16 protein-coding genes and 2 pseudogenes are annotated in these 24,964 nt (G+C 74.0%); 11 read left to right on the top strand and 7 right to left on the bottom strand.

The features are described from left to right. Positions 1-136 precede the first annotated feature (136 nt). On the top strand, positions 137-1,315 hold the full coding sequence (locus ACJX2R_RS07965; RefSeq protein ID WP_413099442.1) for an acyl-CoA dehydrogenase family protein: 1,179 nt from the start codon (positions 137-139) through the stop codon (positions 1,313-1,315). Positions 1,316-1,372: 57 nt separating this feature from the next. Here the strand turns inward: ACJX2R_RS07965 and ACJX2R_RS07960 are convergent. Continuing rightward, positions 1,373-2,500: pseudogene (locus tag ACJX2R_RS07960) on the bottom strand (ATP-binding cassette domain-containing protein); the annotation flags it as partial. Here ACJX2R_RS07960 and ACJX2R_RS07955 point away from each other — a divergent pair. Together ACJX2R_RS07955 and ACJX2R_RS07950 are read left to right on the top strand one after the other, a co-directional pair. Next, on the top strand, positions 2,487-4,115 hold the full coding sequence (locus ACJX2R_RS07955; RefSeq protein WP_413106180.1) for a helix-turn-helix transcriptional regulator: 1,629 nt from the start codon (positions 2,487-2,489) through the stop codon (positions 4,113-4,115). The pseudogene ACJX2R_RS07960 and the gene ACJX2R_RS07955 overlap by 14 nt on opposite strands. A 61-nt stretch (positions 4,116-4,176) precedes the next feature. Further along, the gene (locus ACJX2R_RS07950) at positions 4,177-4,677 is read left to right on the top strand and encodes a hypothetical protein (protein ID WP_413099441.1); all 501 of its coding nucleotides are present in this window, start codon (positions 4,177-4,179) and stop codon (positions 4,675-4,677) included. A 117-nt stretch (positions 4,678-4,794) separates the two neighbouring features. Here the strand turns inward: ACJX2R_RS07950 and ACJX2R_RS07945 are convergent, their stop codons facing one another. Beyond that, positions 4,795-6,819: an N-acetylmuramoyl-L-alanine amidase gene (locus tag ACJX2R_RS07945; protein ID WP_413099440.1), complete on the bottom strand. Its 2,025-nt coding sequence runs from the start codon at positions 6,817-6,819 to the stop codon at positions 4,795-4,797. A gap of 168 nt (positions 6,820-6,987) precedes the next feature. Then, entirely contained in the window at positions 6,988-8,091 is a 1,104-nt protein-coding gene (locus ACJX2R_RS07940; protein ID WP_413099439.1) for an aminoglycoside phosphotransferase family protein, read from the bottom strand. Between the two features lie 247 nt (positions 8,092-8,338). On the opposite strand from ACJX2R_RS07940, the gene ACJX2R_RS07935 reads away from it, so the two are divergent. Continuing rightward, positions 8,339-9,847 (top strand): hypothetical protein, encoded by a 1,509-nt coding sequence (locus tag ACJX2R_RS07935; RefSeq protein WP_413099438.1) that lies wholly within the window; start codon positions 8,339-8,341, stop codon positions 9,845-9,847. Between the two features lie 191 nt (positions 9,848-10,038). On the opposite strand, the gene ACJX2R_RS07930 is transcribed toward ACJX2R_RS07935, so the two are convergent. After that, on the bottom strand, positions 10,039-11,607 hold the full coding sequence (locus ACJX2R_RS07930) for a PP2C family protein-serine/threonine phosphatase (RefSeq protein ID WP_413099437.1): 1,569 nt from the start codon (positions 11,605-11,607) through the stop codon (positions 10,039-10,041). Between the two features lie 312 nt (positions 11,608-11,919). Here ACJX2R_RS07930 and ACJX2R_RS07925 point away from each other — a divergent pair, with 312 nt between their 5' ends. The 7 genes and pseudogenes from ACJX2R_RS07925 (at position 11,920) to ACJX2R_RS07895 (ending at position 22,597) form a co-directional block, all read left to right on the top strand. Then, positions 11,920-13,344 (top strand): HEAT repeat domain-containing protein, encoded by a 1,425-nt coding sequence (locus ACJX2R_RS07925; protein WP_413099436.1) that lies wholly within the window; start codon positions 11,920-11,922, stop codon positions 13,342-13,344. 339 nt (positions 13,345-13,683) lie between these two features. Next, complete coding sequence (locus ACJX2R_RS07920; RefSeq protein ID WP_413099435.1) at positions 13,684-14,850, top strand: glycosyltransferase family 4 protein; 1,167 nt, start codon at positions 13,684-13,686, stop codon at positions 14,848-14,850. Positions 14,851-14,941: 91 nt separating this feature from the next. Then, positions 14,942-16,197, top strand: a pseudogene (locus ACJX2R_RS07915) (glycosyltransferase). Continuing rightward, positions 16,194-17,414 (top strand): SGNH/GDSL hydrolase family protein, encoded by a 1,221-nt coding sequence (locus ACJX2R_RS07910; RefSeq protein ID WP_413099434.1) that lies wholly within the window; start codon positions 16,194-16,196, stop codon positions 17,412-17,414. Before ACJX2R_RS07915 ends, ACJX2R_RS07910 begins: the two are co-directional and overlap by 4 nt. Then, the gene (locus ACJX2R_RS07905) at positions 17,411-21,055 is read left to right on the top strand and encodes a hydantoinase B/oxoprolinase family protein (RefSeq protein ID WP_413099433.1); all 3,645 of its coding nucleotides are present in this window, start codon (positions 17,411-17,413) and stop codon (positions 21,053-21,055) included. Before ACJX2R_RS07910 ends, ACJX2R_RS07905 begins: the two co-directional genes overlap by 4 nt. Further along, positions 21,052-22,083: an ankyrin repeat domain-containing protein gene (locus ACJX2R_RS07900; RefSeq protein WP_413099432.1), complete on the top strand. Its 1,032-nt coding sequence runs from the start codon at positions 21,052-21,054 to the stop codon at positions 22,081-22,083. Before ACJX2R_RS07905 ends, ACJX2R_RS07900 begins: the two co-directional genes overlap by 4 nt. A 247-nt stretch (positions 22,084-22,330) precedes the next feature. After that, complete coding sequence (locus ACJX2R_RS07895) at positions 22,331-22,597, top strand: WhiB family transcriptional regulator (protein WP_413099431.1); 267 nt, start codon at positions 22,331-22,333, stop codon at positions 22,595-22,597. Here ACJX2R_RS07895 and ACJX2R_RS07890 read toward each other — a convergent pair. From ACJX2R_RS07890 to ACJX2R_RS07880, 3 genes are read right to left on the bottom strand one after another with little or no spacing between them, the layout of a single operon-like run. Beyond that, positions 22,594-23,505, bottom strand: coding sequence for a biotin-dependent carboxyltransferase family protein (locus ACJX2R_RS07890; RefSeq protein ID WP_413099430.1), 912 nt, complete (start codon positions 23,503-23,505; stop codon positions 22,594-22,596). The genes ACJX2R_RS07895 and ACJX2R_RS07890 overlap by 4 nt on opposite strands. Next, positions 23,502-24,152 (bottom strand): 5-oxoprolinase subunit B family protein, encoded by a 651-nt coding sequence (locus ACJX2R_RS07885; protein ID WP_413099429.1) that lies wholly within the window; start codon positions 24,150-24,152, stop codon positions 23,502-23,504. The genes ACJX2R_RS07890 and ACJX2R_RS07885 overlap by 4 nt, the downstream gene beginning before the upstream one ends. Continuing rightward, positions 24,149-24,928 carry a LamB/YcsF family protein gene (locus tag ACJX2R_RS07880; RefSeq protein ID WP_413099428.1) on the bottom strand — a complete coding sequence of 260 codons (780 nt, stop codon included), beginning with the start codon at positions 24,926-24,928 and terminating at the stop codon, positions 24,149-24,151. Before ACJX2R_RS07880 ends, ACJX2R_RS07885 begins: the two co-directional genes overlap by 4 nt. Positions 24,929-24,964: the final 36 nt, after the last annotated feature.

The following is a 24,964-nucleotide window of genomic DNA, read 5'->3' as shown; positions in this document are numbered from 1 at the left end:
ACCCGGGGCCGTGGACCGGGCCGAGCGGCCCGGTCCACGGCCCTTCCGTATTGTTGGAACACGTTCTACCGTGCCCCTCGATCCCAGGACGCTCCCAGCCCGCCGTCATGGCGCACGCGAGACTCCAGGAGGGGCCGTGGACCTCGAATACACCCCTGATCAGCGGCGGTTGCGCGATGAGCTGCGCGCGTACTTCGCCGAACTGGTCCCCGATGACGCCTACGCCCGCTACGCCGACTCAACCGGGCAGAAGCGGTTCTACCGCGAGACCATCCGCCGGCTCGGCACCGACGGCTGGCTGGGGGTGGGCTGGCCCGAGGAGTACGGCGGGCGCGGCCTCGGCCCGGTCGAGCAGTTCATCTTCTTCGACGAGGCGGCCCAGGCCGGGGTGCCGCTGCCGCTGATGGCGCTCAACACCGTGGGGCCCACCATCATGCGGTTCGGCACCGAGGAGCAGAAGGCGTACTTCCTGCCCAGGGTCCTCTCCGGCGAGATCGACTTCGCGATCGGCTACAGCGAGCCCGACGCCGGTACGGACCTCGCCTCCCTCAAGACCCGCGCGGTGCGCGACGGCGACGACTACATCGTCAACGGCCAGAAGACCTGGACCACCAACGGGGACACCGCCGACTGGGTGTGGCTCGCGGTCCGCACCGACCCCGACGCCAAACCCCACAAGGGCATCAGCATCCTGCTGGTCCCGACCGACGACCCCGGCTACTCCGCCACCCTCATCAAGACCCTCGCCTCCCACGACACCACCGCCAGCTACTACGAGAACATCCGTGTCCCGGCCACCCGCCGCGTCGGCGCCGAGAACGAGGGCTGGCGCATGATCACCACCCAGCTCAACTACGAGCGGGTCACCCTCGCCGCCCACGGCACCATGGCCATCCGCGCCCTGCGCGGCGTCCGCCAGTGGGCCGCCGACACCAAGCTCCCCGACGGCCGCCGGGTGATCGACCTGGGCTGGGTGCGCGCCCGGCTGGCCCGCACCCACGCCCGGCTGGACGCCATGAAGCTGCTCAACTGGCAGATGGTGGAGGCCCTCGAGCGCGAGGCCCTCACCCCGCAGGACGCCTCAGCCGTCAAGGTCTACGGCTCCGAGGCGCGCCGTGACGCCTACGCCTGGCTGATGGAGATCGTCGGCGCCGCCGGCCCGCTCAAGGAGGGCTCGGCGGGCGAGGTCCTCCACGGCGAGCTGGAGCGCGGCTACCGCAGCAGCGTCGTCTTCACCTTCGGCGGCGGCAACAACGAGGTCCAGCGGGAGATCATCTCCTGGATCGGGCTGGGGATGCCACGGGTGCGCCGCTGAGCCGCCGCCCGGCGGCGCTTCCCGCGAGGGTCCCGGTGCCGGTGGAGACGGCCCCGGTCAGCCGCCGACGTACTCCGCGAGGTGCTCACCGGTGAGGGTGGACCGGGCGGCCACCAGGTCGGCCGGGGTGCCCTCGAAGACGACGCGGCCACCGTCGTGACCGGCGCCGGGGCCGAGGTCGACGATCCAGTCGGCGTGCGCCATGACGGCCTGGTGGTGCTCGATGACGATGACCGACTTGCCGGAGTCCACGAGCCGGTCCAGCAGCCCGAGCAGCTGCTCGACATCGGCGAGGTGCAGTCCGGTGGTCGGCTCGTCGAGGACGTAGACCCCGCCCTTGTCGGCCATGTGCACGGCCAGCTTGAGCCGCTGCCGCTCGCCACCGGACAGCGTGGTGAGCGGCTGGCCGAGGGTGAGGTAGCCGAGTCCGACGTCCGTCATCCGCTGAAGGATCTTGTGGGCCGCCGGGGTGCGCGCCTCGCCGCTGCCGAAGAACTCCTCGGCCTCGGTCACCGGCATCGCCAGCACCTCGCTGATGTCACGGCCGCCCAGGTGGTACTCGAGCACCGAGGCGCTGAACCGCTTGCCCTCGCAGTCCTCGCAGGCGGTGGCCACGCTCTGCATGATCGCCAGGTCCGTGTAGATGACACCGGCGCCGTTGCAGGTGGGGCAGGCGCCCTCGGAGTTGGCGCTGAACAGGGCCGGCTTGACGCCGTTGGCCTTCGCGAACGCCTTGCGGATCGGGTCCAGCAGGCCGGTGTACGTGGCCGGGTTGCTCCGGCGCGAGCCGCGGATCGGGGTCTGGTCCACCGAGACCACACCCTCCGGGGCCGGGATGGAGCCGTGGACGAGCGAGCTCTTGCCGGAGCCCGCGACGCCGGTGATGACGCAGAGCACCCCGAGCGGGATGTCGACGTCGACGTCCCGCAGGTTGTTCGCGGACGCGCCGCGGATCTCCAGTTGCCCCGTGGCCTTGCGGACCGTCTCCTTCAGCGTGGCCCGGTCGTCGAGATGGCGGCCGGTGACGCCGCCGCTCGCCCGCAGCCCCTCGACGGTGCCCTCGAAGCACACGGTGCCGCCCGCCGTGCCGGCGCCGGGGCCGAGGTCCACGACATGGTCGGCGATGGCGATGGTCTCCGGTTTGTGCTCCACCACGAGCACGGTGTTGCCCTTGTCCCGCAGCCGCGCCCTGCGCGAACCGCCCGCCCTGGAGGAGCGCGCCGCCGTGCTGTACGAACTGGGCTGCGCCGCCCAGCTCACCGAGCCCGACGTCACCGTCAACCATCTGCGGGCCGCGCTCGAGGAGCCCGCGCTCGGCCCCGAGCTGCGCGAGGCGATCACCTACCGGCTCGCCCAGGCGTACGGCCACAGCGGCCGGATGGAGGAGGCCGCCCAGGTCTTCGCCGACGAGGTCGGGCGGGCCACCAGCGCCCGCACCCGGCTGCGGATGCAGACCGAGCAGCTGATGTGGAACATGTTCCGCGCCGACGAGAAGGAGTCGCCCGCCCGCTCCCGGCGGCTCGCCCGGCTCGCGGACCACCTCACCGGCCGCGGCATGGCCGAGCGCTATCTGATGGGGCTGCGCGCCTGGGACGCGATGACGCGCGGAGAACCGGTCGCCACCACCCTGCACTACGCGGAGGAAGCCCTCGGCGACGGCCTCAGCTGGACCGATGACGACTGGGGCTTCGAGGTGCCCATCCTGGTCGCCCTGGTCTTCCTCCACTGCGACCAGCCCGGACGCGCCGAGGAGCTGTTCAACAAGGGCATCGCCGAATGCGAGCGCAAGGGCTGGCGCGGCTCCCACCTGGCGTTCGGATTCACCCTCCTCGGCTACGCCCGGCTGCGCCGCGGGGCCCTCGGCGAGGCGGAGGAGCTGGCCCGTGAGGGGATGCGGATCGCCGATCTGGTGGGTTCCTCGACACCCGCGCACTGGACCGCGGTCGGCACCCTCATCGGAACGCTGATCTGCCGGGGCCGGGTCCAGGAGGCTCAGGAGTTCGCGGCCCGCCACCGCGGTGAGACGCTGCCGCAGGCCACGCTCTGCCCCGATGTCCCATCGGTCCGCGGTGAGCTGCTGCTGGCCGCCAACCTCCACCGCGAGGCCCGGAGCCAGCTCACCGAGGTCGGCCGCCGCATGGACGGGCGCGGTATGCGCAACCCCGCCTGGTGCCCCTGGCAGCTCCACCTCGCCCAGGCCCTCGCGCTGACCGATCCCCGGCAGGCCGTCGAGGTCGCCGATGACGCGGTGCGCCGCGCCCGTCAGTTCGGCACCCACTCCGCCATCGGCAAGGCGCTGCACACCGCCGCCACCGTGACCCAGGGGCCGGACCGGATCAAGCTGCTGGCCGAGGCCGTCAGCCATCTGATGCGGTCACCGGCCGCGTACGACCTGGCCGTGGCGCTGGTCGAGCACGGCGCCGCGCTGCGCCGCATCGGCCTGCCCCAGGAGGCCGGCGACCGGCTCTACCGCGGTCTGGAGGGAGCGGTGCGCTGCGGTGCCGACGCGCTCGCGGCCCGGGCCCGCGACGAGCTGTCCGCCGCCGGGCTGCGCCCCATGCAGCTGCGCATCGATCACACCAGCCCGCTGACCTCGCAGGAGCAGGTCATCGCCGAGCGGGCCGCCGAGGGCTGGTCGGACGCCCGGATCGGTGAGGCCACGGGGCTCGAGGAGCGCGAGGTCGCCCGGCTGCTGTCCGATGTCTACCGTAAGGTCGGCACCGACCGGGCCGGGCTGGCCAAGCGGCTCATCACCCCCATGGTCGGCCTTCCGCAGCGACCGGCGCCCGACCCCGGATGAGGGGTGCGGCCCGGCCGCTCCCCGGCACGGCAACCGGTGCGCGGCCACGTACCATGTCCGCATGTCCTTCCTCCGCCGCCGCAGCGCCGCCACGCCCACCGGGCCGGACTTCGACGTCCTCGCCATGGATCCGGGAGACTGGCCCGGCGACCTCGGGGCGGGGCTGCTGCCCGCCCCGGACGGCACCTGCCAGGGCGTCTTCCTGCGCTACGACCTGTTCGGCGGCCGCGGCCCGGCGATGATCATCGGCAATCTGCCCGAGGGCTCACCGGCCCGGGAGGTGGCCGAGGGCCAGCCGCCGTTCGAGGTGACCCAGCTGCTGGCGGCGCTGGGGAACGATGAGCCGGTTCAGGTGGTGGACACCGAGGACAACCCGGTCATGCACGAGGACAATCTGCTCATCGTCCGCCGGATCAAGCTCTCCGAGGGCCGGATCTCCTGCGCCCAGTTCGACCGCAGCGACGGCGTGCTCGTCACCATCGCCAGCTGGGACCGGCCGATCACCGACGATCTGTACCGGCTGCTCAAGCCGCTGCCCGCGGAGATGTTCCAGCAGCGCTGAAAGACCTTCGCCGGGAGACCTTCGCAGGGGAGACCTTCGCCGGGGGCCGTGAGCGACCGTACGGTCGCTCACGGCCCCCGGCCGCCCGCTATGCGGCGGGCTGACGGCCCATCAGGCTCACTTCCCCGAGCGCCGGACCGTCACATCGGCGGCCCGGACGAACGCCACCCGGTGTCCGAACTGGATCTGGTAGTACACATCCTGGCCGCGCACCACCTTGTGACCGGCCGGATCGAAGGTGGTCGCCCACAGATACTCGCCCCGCACCCTGAGCCCCAGCGGATAGGACTGCCCGGCGAGCAGCTTGTACGGCAGCGGCGAGACCGCCTGCACCGGCACACCCTCCGGATACGCCTCCTTCTCCGGATAGGCGCGGCCGTACACCGGAACCTCCGCGGCCCCGGCCTTGGGCGTCACCACGAGCCCCTTGGCGCTCACCGCCGTCGGCCGCCGCTTGGGGTTCTGGAACCAGACCCGCTGGCCGAGGTACCAGATCGCCGTCCAGTCGCCCTCGTGGCCCGCGACCGCGAACTGCTGCCCGGTGGTGGCGCGGGCGCCGGTGTCGTTCACCCCGGTCGTGGAGTCCGAGCCGTCCGGGCGCAGCCCGATGTCCTTGACCAGCGGGGCGTCCGCGCTCGGCGCGGTGTGCAGCCGCACCGCGGACGAGCCGTGCGGGGCGCAGGCCTCGCCCGCCGTCTCGCAGTCGGTGTAGAGGGGCCGGTTGGTGTCGTAGTCGGGGCGGATGGTGACCAGGCCGCCGGAGGAGCCCGCGGTGCGCTGGAAGGGTGCGCCGAGCAGGGTGAAGTAGTGCGCCCAGTCCCAGTAGGGGCCGGGGTCGGTGTGCATACCGGCGATGGTGGAGGTGGTGGTGCCCGGCACATTGTCATGGCCGAGGATGTGCTGGCGGTCCAGCGGGATGTCGAACCGCTTGGCGAGATAGCGCACCAGCCGCGCCGAGGAGCGGTACATCGCCTCCGTGTACCAGGCGTCCGGGGCGGTCAGGAACCCCTCGTGCTCCAGGCCGATGGACTTGGCGTTGACGTACCAGTTGCCCGCGTGCCAGGCGACGTCCTTGAGCGGCACATGCTGGGCGATATGCCCGTCGGAGGAGCGCAGGGTGTACTGCCAGGACACATAGGTGGGGTCCTGGACCAGCTTGATGGTGGTGTCCCAGGAGCCCTCGGTGTCATGGATGACGATGTAGTCGACGGACTGCGAGGAGGGGCGGTCGCCCAGGTCGTGGTTGCCGTAGTCGCCCTCCCCGAACTCCTCGTAGGGCGCCGGGATCCACTCGCAGGACACGTCCTCGGGGGCCTCGACCCGCGGATCCCGCGCCCGGGACGGCAGACCGAGCGCCCGCAGCTGACGGGTGTCCGGGGCGACATCGGGGGCCGCGTCGAGGGAGACCCGCTCGCCGTCGGCTGTCGTCCGCGCGGCACCGCCGCGGATCACCCCGTACACCTCGTCGGCGAAGAAGGCCGCGGCCGCGGCGTCATCGGCACCGGAGTAGGCCGCCACCGCCGCGTACCAGTCGGCGGGGTCCTCGCTCGGCGGCAGCCCCAGCCGCTTCTGGGCGGCGGCCAGCAGCGCCGCGCCACCGAGCACATTGGCGCTCTGATCGCCGCGCAGCGCCTCCGCGGACAGCCCGGTGAGGTCCGCGGCGCGGCTGAGGGTGCGCAGCCGTGCGGGCAGCTGCCGGGGCTGGGGAACGGCGGCCTTGGGAACCCTCAGCGGCCGGGCCAGATCGCCGCGCGCGTCCTCGGTGCCCTGGCTGTGGTGCGGGGCGGTGAGCAGGGCGGTGTGGGCGTCGGTGAGGTGCATGGGGCCGTAGCCACCGGTGACGCTGGGCGCGCCACCATGGCCGTCCCAGCGCGACTGGAGATATGACACGCCCAGGAGCACGCTCAGCGGAACGCCGTACTCGGCGGCAGCGGCCGCGAAGGCGCGCCGCAGGGCTCCGCCGTCGGCACCAGGTGCATCGGCCCGGCGCTGATCGGCATGGGCGGCGGGGGTGGCGGAGGCCAGTGGGAGCAGAACGGCGGCGGACGCCGCGGCTCCCGCGGTCCGCAGCGTGGCTCTCCGGGTGGGGCCGGACGGGTTTCCGTGCGCGTCGTGGGCGCTGTCCTGTGCGGATCCTGGCATTGCAGCCTCCTCAAGCGGGCCGGGCCGAGCCGAGCCACTTAGAGATATGCGCTGCCAGGCGTGGCGTCAATCGCCGTCACCCGGACGGACGTTCGCATGTCCACCCGCCTGCGGCGCGTCACCGGTCCAGACCGGTGACGCGCCAGGCGGCCGCCACCCCGCCTCCGCTCAGCGGGTGCCGACCGCAGCCCGCACCGCGCGCCGGGCCAGCGCGCAGTCGTCGTGCAGCCGGCGCAGCAGCAGCCGCTGCTCCTCACCGGCCGGCACCGCGCCCGGCACCACGGGGGCGGGATCGTGCATGGTGCGCTGCACCGCGGTCTCGTACTGCCGGATCTCCCGCGTCAGCACCAGCATCAGATTCACCAGGAAGGAGTCCCGCGCGGCCGGACCGGCGGCCTGCGCCAACTGGCTGATCTGGCGCCGGGTGACGGGGGCGTCGCCCAGCACCGTCCACAGCGTGGCGAGGTCATAGCCGGGCAGATACCAGCCCGCGTGGTCCCAGTCGAGGAGCACCGGACCCGCGGGGGACAGCAGAACGTTGTTCAACAGGGCGTCGCCGTGGCAGAACTGCACCGGGGTCTGCCGCCCGCAGGCGTGTGAGACACCGCGCAGCAGCTTCTGTAGATCGCCCATGTCCCGGTCGGTCAGCAGCCCGAGCTCGTGATAGCGGGCCAGCCGGGCGGCGTAGTCGATGGGGGCGTCGAACAGATCGGCGGGCGGCCGCCATTGGTTGACCCGGCGGATCGCGCCCAGCACCGCGCCCAGATCGGCACGCGGCGGGGGCTCGGTGGGGTGGCGCTGCGCGGCCGCGATCCGCCCGGGCATCCGCTCGATGACCAGCGTGCAGTTGTCCGGGTCCGCGGCGATCAGCCGGGGCACCCGCACCGGTGGGCGCTGGCGGACGAACGCCCGGTACATCGCTATTTCCCGGCGGAACCGCTCGGCCCACGCGGGGGAGTGGTCCAGCAGGCACTTGGCCACCGCGGTGCTGCGCCCGGTCGCCCCGATCAGGAGCACGGACCGGCCGCTGCGCCGCAGCACCTGCACCGGGTTGAACTCCGGACAGATGCGGTGGACCGAGGTGATCGCGGTGCGCAGCTGCGCACCCTGTGGACCGGACAAGTCGAGTCTCCCGCGGGGCGGCACGGTGCCGAGGGCGGCGGTCCGCCGGGCCCGGCCGCCGGGGGCGGGATCGAGGTACGGCCCATTGCCGGGCAGCTGCCGCCGGTACGGCCGGGGCGGGGCGGACACGGAGGACGACGCTGCGTACATGGGCGAGACAGATCCCTTCGTGTGCCGACGAATTGCGTACGCACCCGGCCCCGGGGCGGGGCCGCACCCTGGGGAATGCGGTTCGGTCGAACTCGAGCCGCCACCGGGCCGGGTAACGCGCTCCTACATCACACCCCTGTACGGGTGGCACACCATCTGGCGGACCCTGGCGAACCCTGGCGAATAGTCGCACGGCTCGTGACGGGACCGTTACTGTCAAGTCAGCCGAGGAACCTGGGGGCTTGACGTGACGAGGGAACCCAACACCCGTCTTGCGGACCTGTTCGGCCTCGCCGGCTGGTCCAAGGGGGAGCTCGCGAGGCTCGTGAACCGGAAGGCGGCGGCCATGGGCCATCCGCAGCTGGCGACCGACACCTCGCGGGTGCGGCGTTGGATCGACACCGGCGAGACGCCGCGCGATCCCGTGCCCAAGGTGCTGGCGGCCCTGTTCACCGAGCGCCTCGGTCGAGTCGTGACCATTGAGGATCTCGGGTTCGGACGAGGGGGGCGCGCGGGAAAGGGGCAGTCCGGCGACGGGCTGCTCTGGCCGCCCGAGTCCACGGCCGCGGTCCTCACCGAATTCACGGGAATGGACCTTATGTTCAACCGACGCGGCTTGGTGGGTGCGGGTGCCGCGCTCGCCGCGGGATCCGCCATCACCGGTGCCATGAGCGACTTTCTGCTCTCCGACCCCACCCTCGCCACCGACGCGCCCCGTACCGACAATCCCCTCTCCGTCGAGCCCGTGGGCTTCGACCGCTACGAGGCCGCCCCCGTGGGCTCCCAGGAGATCGACGCCCTGGAGACCTCGGTCGAGGTCTTCCGCGCCTGGGACGCGGCCCGCGGCGGCGGGCTCCAGCGCAAGGCCGTGGTGGGCCAGCTCAACGAGGTGGGCGGCATGCTCGCCTATCGCCACCCCGAGCACCTCCAGCGCAGACTGTGGGGGGTGGCGGCCAATCTGGCCGTCCTCGCCGGCTGGATGTCCCATGACGTCGGCCTGGAGCCGACCGCCCAGAAGTACTTCGTCATCGCCGCTCACGCGGCCCGCGAGGGCGGCGACCGGCCCCGGGCGAGCGAGGCGCTCTCCCGGGCCGCCCGGCAGATGGTGCACCTCGGCCGCCCGGACGACGCCCTGGAGCTGATGCGACTGGCCAAGTCCGGTGCGGGCGAGGCCGCGCTGCCGCGCACCCGGTCCATGTTCTGCACCATCGAGGCATGGGCGCAGGCGTCCAAGGGCAATGGCCAGGCGGTGCGGCGCGCCCTGGGCGAGGCGGAGGAGCTGTTCGTCTCGGACCGGGACGACGGACCGGCGCCGAGCTGGATGCAGCTGTTCAACGAGGCCGATCTGCACGGCATGCAGGGGCTGGTCTACCGCACCCTGGCGGAGCATGAGCCGGGGGCGGCGGGGATCGCCCAGAGCCATGCCAAGAAGGCGCTGCGGATGCGGGAGGGCGGGCGCCAGCGGTCCCAGATCTTCGACCACATCTCCATCGCCTCGGCCTGTTTCATCGGCGACGATCCCGAGCAGGCCGACCGCTATGCCCGGATGGCGCTGCTGACGATCGAGCAGAACTCCTCGCACCGCACCTGGGACCGGCTGCGCGAGATGTACCGGCTCACCGGGCGGTACAGCACGTCACCGGCCATCCGGGAGCTGCGCGAGGAGATCCAGCAGGTGATGCCGAGAGGAGGCGCGGGGAAGGGCGGCACGGGGCTGAAAGGGCCCGGCTCCATCGCCAAGGGCGCGGCCGTCTAGCGACCGGGCCACGCCGTACGAAGGGCATGACGAGGGGCAGCACGCGGGGTCAACGCCTTACGCGGGGTCGACGCCGTACGAAGGGCCGACGCCCTACGCGGGGTCAACGCCTCACGGGGAGCCGACGTCTCACGCGGGGTCAACGCCCAACGAGGGCCCTTCACCGCGTCACGCCGACGCGGGGCGCCGCGTCATGCGCGGGTGCCGGTGACCCTGGCGATCAGCACACAGGCGTCGTTCTCGCGCGGCTCGTCGCCGAACGCCTCGGCCACCGTCCGTACGCACTCCTGTGCGCCATGGGCGGCGGTCAGCCGTGGCGCGAGCGCGAGCAGCCGCTCGGTGGCGCCCTCGGCGTCCCTGGCGAGCCGTCCGGTGTGCAGCACCAGCAGATCGCCCGGCTCCAGCCGCTCCTCGCACTGGGTGTACGCGGCGCCCGTCGTGGCGCCGAGCAGCACGCCGTCGGGAGAGCGCAGCGGGCGCCCCGTCCCGTCGCGGAACAACAGCGGGGCGGGGTGTCCGGCCTGCGCCCACGCCAGGGTGCGGGTGCGCGGGTCGTACCGCGCGCAGACGGCGCCGACCAGGGCGGGCTGGGAGGAGACGGCGAGCAACTGGTTGAGCCGGCCCATCAGCGCGCCCGGCTCGATCCCGGCCACCGCCATCCCGCGCACGGCGCCCAGCAGCATGGCCATGCCGCAAGTGGCGGTCACCCCGTGGCCGGTGAGGCCGCCGACGCTCAGCAGGGTGTGGCCGTCGGGGAGTTCGAGCGCGTCGTACCAGTCGCCGCCGATCTGGGCGCTGGACTCGGAGGGGAGGTAGTGGGCGGCGAGTTCGAGGGCGGCGCCGTCGGGCGCGGGACCGGCGCCCGGGAAGCCGTCGCGGGCCGGGAGCCGGAGGGAGCCGCGCCACGGCGGCAGCACGGCCTCCTGCACCTCCACCGCCAGCCGGCGCTCGGTCCGGGCGATCCGCCGCTGGTGGCGCAGTGTGTCCCGGCTCTCGCGCACCGCACGCTCGCTGCGGCGCAGCTCGCTCACGTCCCGGAGCACGGCCCACATGGAGGCGGTGCTGCCGTCGGTGTCCAGCACCGGCTCGCCCGCCATATGGACGGTGCGCACCATCTCGTCCTGGCGCACCACACGGAACTCGCCGTCGATCGGCTTTCCGTCCACCAGACAGTCCGTGACCATCCCGGTGAGGATCGGCTGGTCCTCGGAGAAGACCCAGGAGGGCAGCTCGTCGAGGGTGAGCCCGCCGTCCCCGGGGTCGCGGCCGAAGATCCGGCAGAGCTCGTCGGACCAGGTCACCTCGTCGGTGAGGAGGTTCCACTCGGCGCTGCCGACCCGGCTCAGCAGCGAACCGCGGCCAGTGGGGGCATGACCTTCGGCCTCGCCCCCGGCCGGGGCCCCCGCCGTCGCGTCGTCGGCCTCCGGACCGACGGTCTCGACGGTCTCGACGGGACCGGCGTTCTCGGCCGTGTCGGCGGCCTCGCAAGGGTCGGCCGTCCCGGGGACATCGGCGGGCAGTCCCTCGCGCAGCTCGTCCAGATGCCGGCCCAGATCGTCCAGCTGGTGGACGGCGAGCTCGCACAGCGCGCGCTGCCAGCGCACCTGCGCGTCATCCGTGCCGCCCAGGTCCGCGACGGTGTCGCGGCGGACGGCGTCGAGCCCGCCGCGGAGCCGCTGGGTCTGCGAGATAAGGGCGTCCACCGTGTCACGTTGGGGAGGCGATACGGCGGGATGGTCCGCGGAGCGGGGGGACGGCATGACGTTCTCCGATACGGGCGCGGCGCGGCCGGTCTTGAGGGAGGGACCGGTAACGACTCTTGCACAGGCTGCGACATCCCGTAAGCGGTTTGGCAATACCCGATCCGGTGGTGCTTGCGGCATATGCCGATGGCCTTCCGGGTGCATGTCGGGCGGGAATCGGCGGAGGGCGCGATTCCGGGTAGGCTGCGGCGCTCGGGAGTCCCTCAGTCCCGCACCGTTCATCAGGCATACGGCGGCAGGACATCGGCAAGAATGCCGATCGACGGAAATCCCGTTGCCAGCGAACCTCCCGCACCGGATGCTGACCTCATGTTCGATCCAGACATAGCGCCCAGCGGCACCCTGCTCGGCCTCCTCCAGCGAGGCCGCGGCGACGGGACCCTGCACGCCCTCGCCGCGCCGCGGGCCGAGGCGCTCGCGGCACTGCACCACTGTGTGCTGCGCGACCCCCGCCGTGACTGGCAGGTCGAGAACCGCTCGCTCTATTACGCCAGGCTCTGTCTGGACCTCGACGCCGGGCTCGACGAGATCGAACAGCATCTGTTCCACCCCGACGACCTGGTCAACGACGACGAGGAGCGCACCGGGCTCGCCCTCTCCGTCCTCGGCCATCTCGCCGCGTACGGCAGGTCCGACGCGCTGCGACTGCTGCGCCGCTACGCCGCGGCCGGCAGCAACTGGGAATGGGCCCTCGACGAGCTGGCCCTGCGCGACGACGACACCGGGCTGCGCGGCCTCGCCCCCGCGATCCTCGCCCACTTCCCCCGGACCCCCGACGGCGACGCCGAACTGGCCGCCGTGGTGCGCGGCGCCTATGAACCCCGGCCCTGGCGGCTGTGGGCCGACGATCCGGACCACGGGCCGCGGGTGCGCGCGGCGGCCGAGCGCGGCGCCTTCGACCGATGGCAGCGCCAGCTGCGGCCCTCGGGGCCGCGCCCCGGCTGGAGCGTCCATGACATCCTGCTGTGGGCCCAGCGGGAGCACGATCTGAAGCCGGACGCCCGCCGCCCCGACGCGGCCGCCCGCTGTCTGGCCGCCGTCGCCGGTCCCGAGGACCGGCCAGAGCTCCTCGCCGCCGCCGCGTCGGCCCCCGACGCCGCCCGCGCCGCGGCGCTGCGGCACCTCGCGGAGATCGGCGACCCCGAGGTGCTCGACCTGATCGAGGCCGCCGTGACCGAGCCGGACGCCTCACAGCTGGTCTCCCAGGCGGCCCTCTCCGCCTTCGAGCGCATGCGCAGTATCGCCGCCCTCGACCGGGCCCGCGTCTGGGCCCACCGCCCCGACGCGCTCGGGGACGCGGCGGCCGCGATGCTGTCCTGCCGCGGCGGTCAGTACGACACCCCGCTCGTGCTCGCCGCACTCCGCCGCACGGTCCGGGCCGAGGGCCCGGACGCCCAGACCCTGTGGACGCTCGTCGACGGCGCCGGGCGCCTGACGATCTCCTGCGCCGCGCCCGTCCTGCGCCATATCTACCGGGAGACGGCCTCCTCCCACCTCCGCGGTCGCGCCGCCCGCGCGCTGGCCGCCACCGATCCGTCCTTCGCGGCGGGCTTCGCGGTCGAATGCCTCTGGGACTGCGAGGAGAGCACCCGCGAAGTCGCCGCCCGCCACGCCGCCACCGCCGACGCCCGCGTCGTCGAACAGCTCCGCCGGCTGGCCGCCGATCCGGCGGAGGAGGCCGAGGTCCAGACGGCGGTCCGCAGCCGCATCGGACCCGAGACTCCGGGCTTCTGACCCCTCCCCGGCCGCCCCCGACGTACCTGGCCGGGGGCAGGCGGCCACAAGGCATCGGACGCGGGCAACCCCCAGGGCGTCGGGCGCGTCCTTCCGGGCGTGGGTGAGAGGCCCATCACCCTCCGTATCCCCACACCGCCCCGACCAGGGCGCTTGCGGCGAAACATTCACGCCGAGTGATCGGCCACCGATTCCAGCGGGTTCATTCGGGTTCGCGGCGATCCCTCCAGGGGCCCCGAGTGGGCCCCTCGGGGTGCGAGGGCCAACGCTCATGGGACGTTCCACGGCGCGAAACGTTCACGATGCCGGGGCCACCCTTCGTACGCCGACAACACCGGTATGCGTGTCGCCATCGTGACTGAATCCTTCCCACCCGACATCAACGGCGTCGCTCACTGCACGCTCCAGACCGCGGACCACCTCCACCGCCGTGGTCATCACCCCTTGGTCATCGCACCGGCGGGTCCCCCCGGAGGCCCACCGCCCGCCGCGGCCGGCGGTCCACCCGAGAGCCAAGGGGAGATGGACCGGTCGCATCCGTACCCCGTCGTCCGTATCCCGTCCCTCCCCCTGCCCGGCTATCCGCAGGTGCGGGTCGCGCTCCCCAGCCGGAAGCTCGCGGCCGCGATCACCTCCCACGGCAGCGATGTCGTCCACCTCGCCAGCCCCTTCGTCCTGGGCGCGCGCGGGATGACGGCCGCGCTCCGGCTGCGGATACCCGCGCTGGCCGTCTACCAGACCGACCTGGGCTCCTACGCCCGCACCTACCTCGGCGCGGGCGAGAACGCGGCCTGGCGGCGGATCCGCGCCGTGCACACCGCCGCCGACCGCACCCTCGCCCCCTCCACCGCCGCCGCTCGCGACCTGGACGAGCACGGCGTGCCGCGGATCCGGCTGTGGCCGCGCGGGGTCGACACCGAGCGCTTCCACCCCTCGCGCCGCGACCCGGAGCTGCGCCGCTCGTTCGCCCCCGGCGGTGAGTTGATCGTCGGATACATCGGCCGCCTCGCCCCGGAGAAGAACGTCGAGCTGCTGGCGCCGCTGAGCGAGCTCCCCGGCATCCAGGTGGTCGTGGTCGGGGACGGGCCGAGCGAGCCCGCGCTGCGGGCGGCCATGCCGAGGGCCCGCTTCCTCGGCCGTCGCACCGGCGACGACCTGGCCCGCGTCTTCGCCTCGCTGGACCTCTTCGCCCACACCGGACCCCAGGAGACCTTCTGCCAGACCGTACAGGAGGCCCAGGCCAGCGGTGTCCCGGTGATCGCGCCCGCGGCGGGCGGCCCGCTGGACCTCATCGACCACGGGCGCACCGGACTGCTGGTGCCGCCCGGGGACGCGACCGAGGTGACCGACGCCGTCTCGCTGCTCGCGGCCGACGCGAAGCTGCGCGCGGCGCTGGGCCGCGCCGGCCGGGAGGCGGTCGAGGGCCGTACCTGGGAGGCGATCGGCGACCAGCTCATCGACCACTACGCCGAGGTCCTGGCGGCCCGCACGGCGGTCGCCGCATGAGCGCCGCACGCGCGGCCGCCGGGCCGCGGTGGACGGCGACACCCGCGCTCCTGCGCCGCGCGGGCGGAGAAGCGAATGGAGGGGGCCCGGCATGAGCGCCGCGAGAGGAGAGCAGAGCATGAGCGACGGCAAGGGGCTGCGCATCGTCCGGCTGGCCAACTTCGTCACCCCCGCCTCCGGCGGCCTCCGCACCGCGCTGCGCGAGCTCGGGGCCGGATACCAGGCGGCCGGGCACGAGGCCGTCCTGGTGGTGCCGGGCGAGCGGGTCTCGGACGAGCACACCCGGCAGGGGCGGGTGATCACGCTGCCCGGGCCGACCATCCCCGGCACCGGCGGCTACCGCGTCCTGACCGACCGGCGGCGGCTGACCCGGCTGCTCGACGGCCTCGCACCGGACCGGCTCGAGGTGTCGGACCGCACCTCCCTCCGCTGGACGGGGGAGTGGGCACGGCGCGCCCGCGTACCGGCCATGATGGTCTCCCACGAGAGCGCGGACGCCGTGCTGCGCACCTGGGGGTGCCGGACGCGTTCGCCGAGGGAGCCGCGGACCGGCTCAACCTCCGTACCGCGCGGGCGTACTCGCGGATCGTCTGCACCACCGAATGGGCGGCGCGCGAGTTTGTACGGATCGGCGCGCGCAATGTCGTACGCGCCCCCCTGGGCGTGGATCTCGGCCACTTCCACCCCTCCCACCACGACGCGGCGCTGCGGGACCACCACCGCGGCGAGGCGGCCGTGCTCATCGCCATGTGTTCGCGGCTCTCGCCCGAGAAGCGGCCGGGCCGGGCACTCGACGCGCTCGCCGAGCTGCGGCGGCGGGGCGTCTCCGCGGCGCTCGTGGTCGCCGGGGACGGGCCGCTCCGGCCGCGCCTGGAGGCCCGCGCCCGCGCCGAGGGGCTTCCGGCCGTCTTCCTCGGCCATGTGGCGGAGCGGGCGGGGCTCGCCGCCATCCAGGCGAGCGCCGATGTGGTGCTGGCGCCGGGTCCGGCGGAGACCTTCGGCCTCGCCGCGCTGGAGGCGCTGGCCTGCGGTTCGCCCGTCGTCGTCAGCGCGCTCTCCGCGCTGCCGGACATCGTCGGCGCGGCGGGCGAGACCGCGGCCGACAACGGAACGGCCTTCGCGGACGCCGTCGAGCGCGTCCTCGGCCGCTCGGAGCCCCTGCGCCGGGCGGCGGCCCGGGCCCGGGCCGAGCGCTACGGCTGGCCCGCGGCGGTCGCCTCCTTCCTGGCCGCCCATGACGCGTCCACCGAGGGCGTCCGGTGCGCCGACGGCGGTCGGCTCCCGGCCGCCGCGCTCCCGGCCGCTCCGGCGGCCTCCGCGCCCCGGGCCGTCGGCGGTGTGCGGTGAGCGCAGCCGGCGCTCACACGGGGGACCGCGCTGGTGCGGAACCGTCTCGTAAGGAGGCCGTCCATACGGAGGCTGTCCCTGCGGAGGCTGTCCTTACGGAGGTCGTCCTCGCGGAGGCCGTCCTTACGGAGACGGGGTGTGCGGGACAGGACGGGGCCGCTGCCCCGCACCGGGCGGGACGGACGCCGGGCACCACGCCGGGCAGGACTCCCGGCGGCGGGGAGGCCACGGACGAGGGCGAGGGCCCGGCTGAGGGCGCGGAGCCGCGCAGCCTACGGTTCGCCGCCCTCGGCGACTCGCTCACCGAGGGGCTCGGCGACCCGGCGCCCGGCGGCGGATGGCGCGGCTGGGCCGCGCTGCTGGCGGCGGCGGCCGGGCCGCACCCCGACGAGCCCGTGGAGTTCGTCAATCTGTCCCGCAGCGGGGCGCTGGCCGCCGATGTCGCCGACGAACAGCTGCCCGCCGCCCGCCGCGCCCGCCCGCATCTGGTGTCGGTCGTGGTCGGCGGGAACGACACCCTGCGCGACTCGTTCGACATCCACCGGGTCGCCGAGGCCCTTGACCACACGATCGGCGCGCTGCGCGCCGACGGCGCCGTGGTGCTCACCGCCTGCCTGCCCGACCCCGGGCGGATGCTGGGGCTGCCGTCCGCGCTGGCACGCCCGCTGGGGCGCCGGATGCGCGCCGTGAACACCGTGGTGCACGCGCTGTCCCAGCGCCACGAGGCGGTCCATGTGGAGCTGGGCGACCACACCTGGGTCGCGGACCGGCGGGCGTGGAGCGTGGATCGGTTGCATCCGAGCGAGCTCGGGCACCGGCTGCTGGCCAGGGAGTTCCACGGCGCCCTGCGCGCCCGGTCCATCGCGACCGGCGCCCCGCCGTCCCTGGAGCTCGACGGCCCCGCGCCCTCGCGCGCCGCCTCCGCGTGGTGGATGGCGACCCGCGGCACCCGCTGGATCGCGGACCGCTGTACCGACCTCCTGCCCGGTCTGGTCGCGCTGGCGGCCCTGGAATGGCGCCACCGCCTCACGGGCACCGGACATCTGCTCGAGGACCGGGACCGGCGGGCGACGCTCGCCGCGCTCACCGCGGTGACCCGCGGCCCGGCCCCCGCGCACCTTCCTCACCCGTCCACCACCCCCGGCCCGCTGCCCCACCCGTCCGCCGATCCGCTCATCGCCGACACACCGCCGTCCGCTGCGACAATGGCGGGGTGACGGGTCGCTGGGAATTCTGGATCGACCGGGGCGGAACCTTCACGGACGTCGTCGGCAAGCGTCCGGACGGCCGCCTGGTCACCCGCAAGCTGCTGTCCCACCACCCCGAGCGCTATACGGACGCGGCCGTCGCCGGGATCCGGCAGACGCTGGGGCTCGGTCCCGGCGATCCGGTCCCGGCCGACCGGATCGACGTCGTCAAGATGGGCACCACGGTCGCCACCAACGCCCTCCTGGAGCGCAAGGGGGAGCCGACCGTCCTCGTCGTCACCGAAGGGTTCCGGGACGCGCTGCGCATCGCGTACCAGAACCGTCCCCGCCTCTTCGACCGCCGGATCCTGCTCCCCGAGGCGCTGTACGACCGGGTGGTGGAGATCCCCGAGCGGGTGGACGCCCATGGCGAGGTCGTACGCCCCCTGGACCTCGACGCCGCCGCCGAGGCGCTGCGCACCGCCCACCGCGACGGCCTCCGCAGTGCCGCCGTCGTCCTGCTGCACGGCTATCGGCACGCCGCGCACGAACGGGCGATCGCCGCGGTGGCGCGCGACCTCGGCTTCGCCCAGGTGAGCTGCTCCCACGAGGTCAGCCCGCTGATGAAGCTGGTGTCCCGCGGCGACACCACCGTGGTCGACGCGTATCTGTCGCCCATCCTGCGCCGCTATGTGGAGGACGTGGCCGCCGAACTGCGCGGTATCCGGCTGATGTTCATGCAGTCCAACGGAGGGCTGCGGGAGGCCGCGCACTTCCGGGGTAAGGACGCGGTGCTGTCCGGGCCCGCGGGCGGTGTGGTGGGCATGGCGCGCTCCTCCGGCGAGGCCGGACACGACCGCGTCATCGGCTTCGACATGGGCGGCACCTCGACCGATGTCTCGCACTACGCGGGCGAGTTCGAGCGGATCTTCGGCACCGAGGTCGCCGGGGTGCGGATGCGCGCCCCGATGATGAACATCCACACCGTGGCGGCGGGCGGCGGTTCGGTGCTCCACTTCGACGGCCGGCGCTACCGCGTGGGGCCGGACTCGGCCGGGGCCGTCCCCGGCCCCGCCTGCTACCGGCGCGGCGGCCCGCTGACCGTGACCGACGCCAATGTGATGCTCGGCCGGATCCAGCCGGACCACTTCCCCGCGGTCTTCGGCCCGCACGCCGACCAGCCGCTGGACGCGGCGACGGTCCGGGAGCGCTTCGCCGCGCTCGCCGAGGAGATCGCGGCGGCGACCGGCGACCGGCGCGGACCGGAGGAGGTCGCGGCGGGCTTCCTGGACATCGCGGTGCTCAACATGGCCAACGCGGTCAAGAAGATCTCCGTGCAGCGCGGCCGTGACGTCACCCGCTACGCGCTCACCAGCTTCGGCGGCGCGGGCGGCCAGCACGCCTGCGCGGTCGCCGACGCGCTCGGCATCGGCACGGTGATCGTGCCGCCGCTCGCGGGGGTGCTCTCCGCGTACGGCATCGGGGTGGCCGACGCCACCGCCATGCGCGAGCAGGCCGTCGAGGCGGAGCTGGGCGAGGAGACGCTGCCGCGGGTGCGCGAGCTGTGCGCGCGGCTGGCCGATCAGACCCGCGGCGAACTCCTCGCGGACGGGGTCCCGGAGGGCACCCTGGACACCGTCGCCCGGGTCCATCTGCGGTACGCGGGCACCGACTCCTCCATCCCCGTCCCGCTCGGCTCGGCCCCCGCGATGACCGAGGACTTCGTCCGGGCGCACCGCACCCGCTACGCCTTCACCATGGACAAGCCGCTGGTCGTCGAGGCGGTGTCGGTCGAGGCGGTCGGCGCGTCCGGGCCCACCGGCGGCCATGCCGTGGAACGGCCGCCCAGAGAGGGCGAACTGGCTGCCGTGACGACCGTAAGGATGTTCTCCGAAGGGTGCTGGCAGCGGACGGAGCTCTACGAACGCGACCGCATGCGCCCGTCGGACCGGGTCGCCGGGCCCGCGGTCGTCGCCGAGGAGGACGCCACCACCGTGGTCGACCCCGGCTGGCAGGCCACCATGGGCGAGCGCGGCCATCTGCTGCTCACCCGGGTCCGGCCGCGCCCGAGCACCACCGCGGTCGGCACCGAGGTTGACCCCGTGATGCTGGAGGTCTTCAACAGCCTCTTCATGGCCATCGCCGAACAGATGGGCGTCCGCCTGGAGCACACCGCCCACTCCGTCAACATCAAGGAGCGGCTCGACTTCTCCTGCGCCCTCTTCGACGCCGAGGGCAACCTCATCGCCAACGCCCCGCACATCCCGGTGCACCTGGGCTCCATGGGCGAGTCCATCAAGGAGGTGCTGCGGCGCAACGGGGGCGCGATGCGACCCGGCGATGTGTACGCGATCAACGACCCGTACCACGGAGGCACCCATCTGCCGGATGTCACCGTGGTCAGCCCGGTCTTCGACGAGCCGGGGGACCAACTGCTCTTCCTCGTCGCCTCGCGCGGCCACCACGCCGAGATCGGCGGCATCACCCCCGGTTCCATGCCCGCCTTCAGCCGCACCATCCAGGAGGAGGGCGTCCTCTTCGACAACTGGCTGCTGGTGCGGGACGGGGCGCTGCGCGAGCGGGAGACCCGCGAGCTGCTGACCGGCGGGCCGTATCCGTCCCGCGCCCCGGACGCCAACCTCGCCGATCTGCGCGCCCAGATCGCCGCCAACGAGAAGGGCATCCAGGAACTGCGCCGGATGATCGGGGAGTTCGGCCTCGATGTCGTGCACGCCTATATGGGCCACGTCCAGGACAACGCCGAGGAGTCGGTGCGCCGTATCGTCGCCGGGCTGCGCGACGGCTCGTACCGCTACGAGACCGACGGCGGGGCGGTCATCCGCGTCAGCCTTACGGTGGACCGGGACGCGCGTGGCGCCGTCCTGGACTTCACCGGCACCTCGCCCCAGCGGCCGGGCAACGACAACGCGCCCAGCTCGGTGGTGATGGCGGCCGTGCTCTATGTCTTCCGCACGCTGGTCGCCGAGGACATCCCGCTCAACAGCGGCTGTCTGAAGCCCCTGGAGGTCCGCATCCCCGAGGGCTCCATGCTGGCGCCCGTCTTCCCGGCCGCCACGGTCGCCGGGAACGTCGAGACCTCCCAGGCCGTCACGGGCGCACTGTACGCGGCCCTGGGCGTCCAGGCCGAGGGCTCCGGCACGATGAACAACGTCACCTTCGGCAATGACCGCGTCCAGTACTACGAGACGGTCGCCAGCGGCTCCGGCGCGGGGGACGGCTTCGACGGCGCCGACGCCGTACAGACCCATATGACCAACTCCCGGCTGACCGACCCCGAGGTGCTGGAGTGGCGCTATCCGGTGCGGGTGGAGAGCTTCGCGATCCGCCGGGACAGCGGCGGCCGCGGCCGTTGGCGCGGCGGCCACGGCGTCACCCGCCGCATCCGCTTCCTGGAGCCGATGACCGTCGCCCTCCTCACCGGCCACCGCCGGGTGGCCCCGTACGGCATGGCCGGTGGTGAACCGGGAGCGCTGGGCGCGAACCTGATCGAGCGCGCCGACGGTTCGGTGGACCGCCTGGACGGCCGTGACGCGGCGGACGTCGGGGTGGGGGACGCCCTGGTCGTCCACACCCCGGGCGGCGGCGGTTACGGCCCGCCGGAGGAGGCCGGGGACGGATTGTCGGTGGCGGATGCCAGATTGGACGCATGACCGACTGGCAGGACATCCACGACTGGACGGATCTGAGGGCCGTGCGCGCCGCGCTCGCCGCGAGGGCCGACCCCGACCGCCTCGTCGGCGGCCATATGGCGCCGCTGCACTCCGCGGCCTGCTCGGGAAGCGCCGAGGTGCTGGCCGAACTGCTCACGGTGGCACGGGAGGTGGACCAGCCGGACGCGGCGGGCCGCACCCCGCTGTGGCACGCGGTGCGCAACTGGGACCGGGAGAAGGCATCGGCGCTCATCGCGGCCGGGGCCGACCCCTGGCGGCCCCGGGAGGCCGACGGACGGTGCCCGGGCGAGCTGGCGTGGTGGACGCCGCTGGCCGACCTGGTGGCCGGGGCGCCCGGGGCCCGGGAGCCGTCCCCAGAGGAGCGGGCCGCGCAGCGGGCGGCCGATGAGCTGATCGCCGCCTTCGACGGCGAGGGCGGGGAGTACCAGGACTGGGGGTGTGTGGCGTTCGTGGCCGGGCGGAGCGTGCCGGAGGTCGTGGCCGCGCTGGGCGGGGACATCGTCGCCACCATCGGCGAGGACGAGGACGAGGACGAGGACGAGAACGAGGACGAGAATGGCGAGGAAGGTGAGGAAGGCGGCGAGGCCGACTACGCGGATGTCCTGCTGGAGGAGGAGGGGCGGCTGCTGATCGGCGCGGCGCCCGGCGGCGTGGTGCTCCAGCAGTTCGACGGCATCGCCATCCATGGCGAGGAGGTGCTGGCACCGCTCTCCCGGGGCACCGTGGCCGTCTCGGTCTTCGACCACCCCGACGCGTTCATCCATCCCTCCATAGCCCGTGACGGGGCGATGTGCTCCTGCGAGGAGGTCATGCTCGATCCGGAACAGGGCGATCCGGAGGAGGCATGGCGGTATCGGTTCGGGGACGGCGGGCATCCGTCCGGCTGGACAGCGCGGGCGCTGGCGATGGCCGCCGCGGTCACCGGGGTCGCGGTCGACGGCGGGCCGCGGTGGATCGGCCGGCCGGGCAGCACCGTCATCCTGCTGCCCGAGCGGCTGCGGGACTGACGACTGGCGCGCCTGGGGGCCCAGACCGACCGGGAGGGGCCCCAGGCCGCCCCGGGCTCAACCAGGCCGCCCGATATGAGGCATGGCGTGTTCGGATCCGTTTGCCGCCGCCACGATCGGAAACCCGCACCTTGTCAAAGCCCGCCCGGACGCGCCCGAATTGACCCACGGGCGCCCGCCCCGCGCATCCCGCGCGTGAGCCCGACGGCGGGTGCTTTCCGCAACGTCGTTCACGGAAGGGGCAGCCATGGCCTGGTGGCATGACGCCGAATGCACGCACGAGGATCCGGAGCTGTTCTTCCCCGTGGGGGTGGCGGGTCCGGCCGCCCGGCGGCAGGAGACGCTGGCCAAGGAGGTCTGCCGGCGCTGTCCGGTGATCCAGGAATGCCTGGACTACGCACTGGAGAGCGGAATGACCCACGGGATCTGGGGTGGTACCGGTGAGGAGGAGCGCCGCGCGCTGCGCCGCAAGGCACAGCGCAGGCAGCGCGTCGGCGCACGGCGCGCCCCCTAGCCGCCATCCGGCACGGTCCGTCCGGCAGGCGGCCCCCAGGAGACCCGGCCCAGCGGGGTGAACCGCACCGGAGTGCCGGGGACGGCCTGCGCCGCGGCGGCCAGATACCGGTCCGGTACGACGCCCACGACCGGGTAGCCCCCGGTCGTCGGATGGTCGGCGAGGAAGAGCACCGGCCGTCCGTCCGGCGGGACTTGGAGCGCGCCGAGGGCCATGCCCTCACTGGCCAGCTCACCGTCCCGCGCCCGCTCCAGCGAGGGGCCCTCGGTCCGCAGGCCGATCCGGTTGCTCGCGGCCGAGACGCGGAAGTCCCCGGTGGAGAGGGTGCGCAGCCCCGCGGGGGTGAACCAGTCGTCACGGGGACCCAGCACCAGGGGGAGTACCAGCTCGGGTGCGACGCCCCGGTGCGGTACCCCGTCCACGGCGGGCACCGGCCCGCGCGGCCGCCCGAGCCGCAGCACCGCGCCGTCCGCGAGCGGCGCCGGGCCCAGCCCGGAGAGCACATCCGTGGCCCGGCTGCCCAGCACCCGCTCGGCCTCGACACCGCCGTCGAACGCCAGATAGCTGCGCACCCCGTGGGCGGCGGCCCCGGCCTCCAGGAGCGCGCCCGACGGTACCCGTACGGCCGCGCCCCACGCGACGGGGCGGCCGTCGACCGTGACCGGACAGGGCGCGCCGGTGACCGCGACCGTCGCCGGACGGCGCAGCCGTACCGCGCAGCCGGTCAGCGTGGTCTCCAGGGTCGCGGCCCCTTCGGCGTTGCCCACCAGGCGGTTGGCGAGCCGGTGGGCCGGCTGGTCGAGCGCCCCCGAGCGGGGCACTCCGAGATGGGCATGGCCGACGCGGCCGAGATCCTGGACGGTGGTCAGGGCTCCCGGCCGTACGACGACGAAGGCGCTGTCGGTCATGGCGCCGCCCCCTCCGGGGCCGCGCCATCCGATACCGGGATGAAGCGGACGCGAGTGCCGGGGGTGAACAGCGCCGCCGGTTCCCGCGCGGTGTCCCACAGCACGGTGTCCGTGGTGCCGATGAGCTGCCAGCCGCCGGGGGACGAGCGCGGATAGACGCCCGTGTACCCGCCCGCGAGGGCGACCGAGCCGACCGGCACCCGCGTCCTGGGCGTGGCGTGGCGCGGCACGTGGAACCGCTCGGGCAGCCCCGTCAGATAGCCGAAGCCGGGTGCGAAGCCGCAGAAGGCCACCCGGAACTCGGCGCCGGAGTGGATCCGTACGGCCTCCTCGGGCGCCACCCCCCACCGCCGCGCGACCTCGTCCAGATCGGGCCCGTCGTAGCGCACGGGCACCTCGACGATCTCGCTGTCGCCCCGGTCGAGCGGCGGTATCCGCCAGCCGGGCAGCTCGGCCGCGAGCCGCCCGGGGTCGGCGAGCCCGTCGAGGAACACGGTGCGGGCGGCGGGCACGATCTCGCGCACGGCGGGCAGCCGCCGCTCGGCGGCGCGGCGCAGCAGCTCGGCGTGGAGCGCCTCGGCCGCCTCACCGCTGTCGAGCTCGATGAGCAGCCCGTGCTCACCGACGGGCAGGGTCCGCACCGTCATATGAACGCCGCCACCCGCACCCCCGCGGTGGCCAGCTCGGACCGCACCCGGCGGGCGAGGTCGGCGGCGCCGGGGGTGTCGCCGTGGACGCACAGCGAGCGCACGTCCACCTCGACGCGCCGTCCGTCGATGGAGGTCACCGCGCGGTCGCGGGCGAAGCCCAGGGCGCGCTTGACCACCGTGTCCGGGTCGTGGACCACGGCGCCGGGTTCGCCGCGCGGCACGAGCGTCCCGGCGGCGGTGTAGGCGCGGTCGGCGAACGCCTCGGCGATCACCGGCAGCCCGGCCGCGCGGGCCGCCTCGTGCAGCCGGGACCCGGGCAGCCCCAGCACCGGCAGCGGACCGCCGGTGGCCAGCCTGACGCCCTCGACCACGGCCGCGGCCTGCGCCTCGTCGTGCACGCTGCGGTTGTAGAGCGCGCCATGGGGCTTGACGTAGTGCACCCGCGTCCCGGCGGCGCGGGCGAAGACCTCCAACGCGCCGATCTGATAGGCGATCTCGTCGGCCAGCTCCCGGGGCGGGACGTCCATGCTGCGCCGGCCGAAACCAGCCAGGTCCCGGTAGGAGACCTGGGCCCCGACGCGCACTCCGCGCTCGGCGGCCAGCTCGCACACCCGGCGCATGGTCGAGGGGTCCCCGGCGTGGAAGCCGCAGGCGACATTGGCGCTGGTGACGATGGACAGCAGGGCCTCGTCGTCGGTGAGCTGCCAGCGGCCGAACCCCTCGCCGAGGTCGGCGTTGAGATCGATGGACAGGTTCGCCAAGGATGCGGTCATATCCGTCCGTTCGGGCGTGGGGGATACGTCAGGGGA

Source organism: Streptomyces sp. Inha503 (assembly GCF_047215865.1).
GTDB classification, from domain to species: Bacteria; Actinomycetota; Actinomycetes; order Streptomycetales; family Streptomycetaceae; genus Streptomyces; species Streptomyces lycopersici.
The sequence above is the reverse complement of the archived record's forward strand: the minus strand, read 5'-3'. Positions and strand labels throughout refer to the sequence as shown.

What these genes read in the sequence shown, in the direction of transcription:
- ACJX2R_RS07950 (WP_413099441.1), top strand. Translation starts at nt 4,177, where the DNA reads ATGTCCTTCCTCCGCCGCCGCAGCGCCGCCACGCCCACCGGGCCGGAC.
- ACJX2R_RS07945 (WP_413099440.1), bottom strand. Translation starts at nt 6,819, where the DNA reads ATGCCAGGATCCGCACAGGACAGCGCCCACGACGCGCACGGAAACCCG.
- ACJX2R_RS07940 (WP_413099439.1), bottom strand. Translation starts at nt 8,091, where the DNA reads ATGTACGCAGCGTCGTCCTCCGTGTCCGCCCCGCCCCGGCCGTACCGG.
- ACJX2R_RS07930 (WP_413099437.1), bottom strand. Translation starts at nt 11,607, where the DNA reads ATGCCGTCCCCCCGCTCCGCGGACCATCCCGCCGTATCGCCTCCCCAA.
- ACJX2R_RS07925 (WP_413099436.1), top strand. Translation starts at nt 11,920, where the DNA reads ATGTTCGATCCAGACATAGCGCCCAGCGGCACCCTGCTCGGCCTCCTC.
- ACJX2R_RS07920 (WP_413099435.1), top strand. Translation starts at nt 13,684, where the DNA reads ATGCGTGTCGCCATCGTGACTGAATCCTTCCCACCCGACATCAACGGC.
- ACJX2R_RS07900 (WP_413099432.1), top strand. Translation starts at nt 21,052, where the DNA reads ATGACCGACTGGCAGGACATCCACGACTGGACGGATCTGAGGGCCGTG.
- ACJX2R_RS07895 (WP_413099431.1), top strand. Translation starts at nt 22,331, where the DNA reads ATGGCCTGGTGGCATGACGCCGAATGCACGCACGAGGATCCGGAGCTG.
- ACJX2R_RS07890 (WP_413099430.1), bottom strand. Translation starts at nt 23,505, where the DNA reads ATGACCGACAGCGCCTTCGTCGTCGTACGGCCGGGAGCCCTGACCACC.
- ACJX2R_RS07885 (WP_413099429.1), bottom strand. Translation starts at nt 24,152, where the DNA reads ATGACGGTGCGGACCCTGCCCGTCGGTGAGCACGGGCTGCTCATCGAG.
- ACJX2R_RS07880 (WP_413099428.1), bottom strand. Translation starts at nt 24,928, where the DNA reads ATGACCGCATCCTTGGCGAACCTGTCCATCGATCTCAACGCCGACCTC.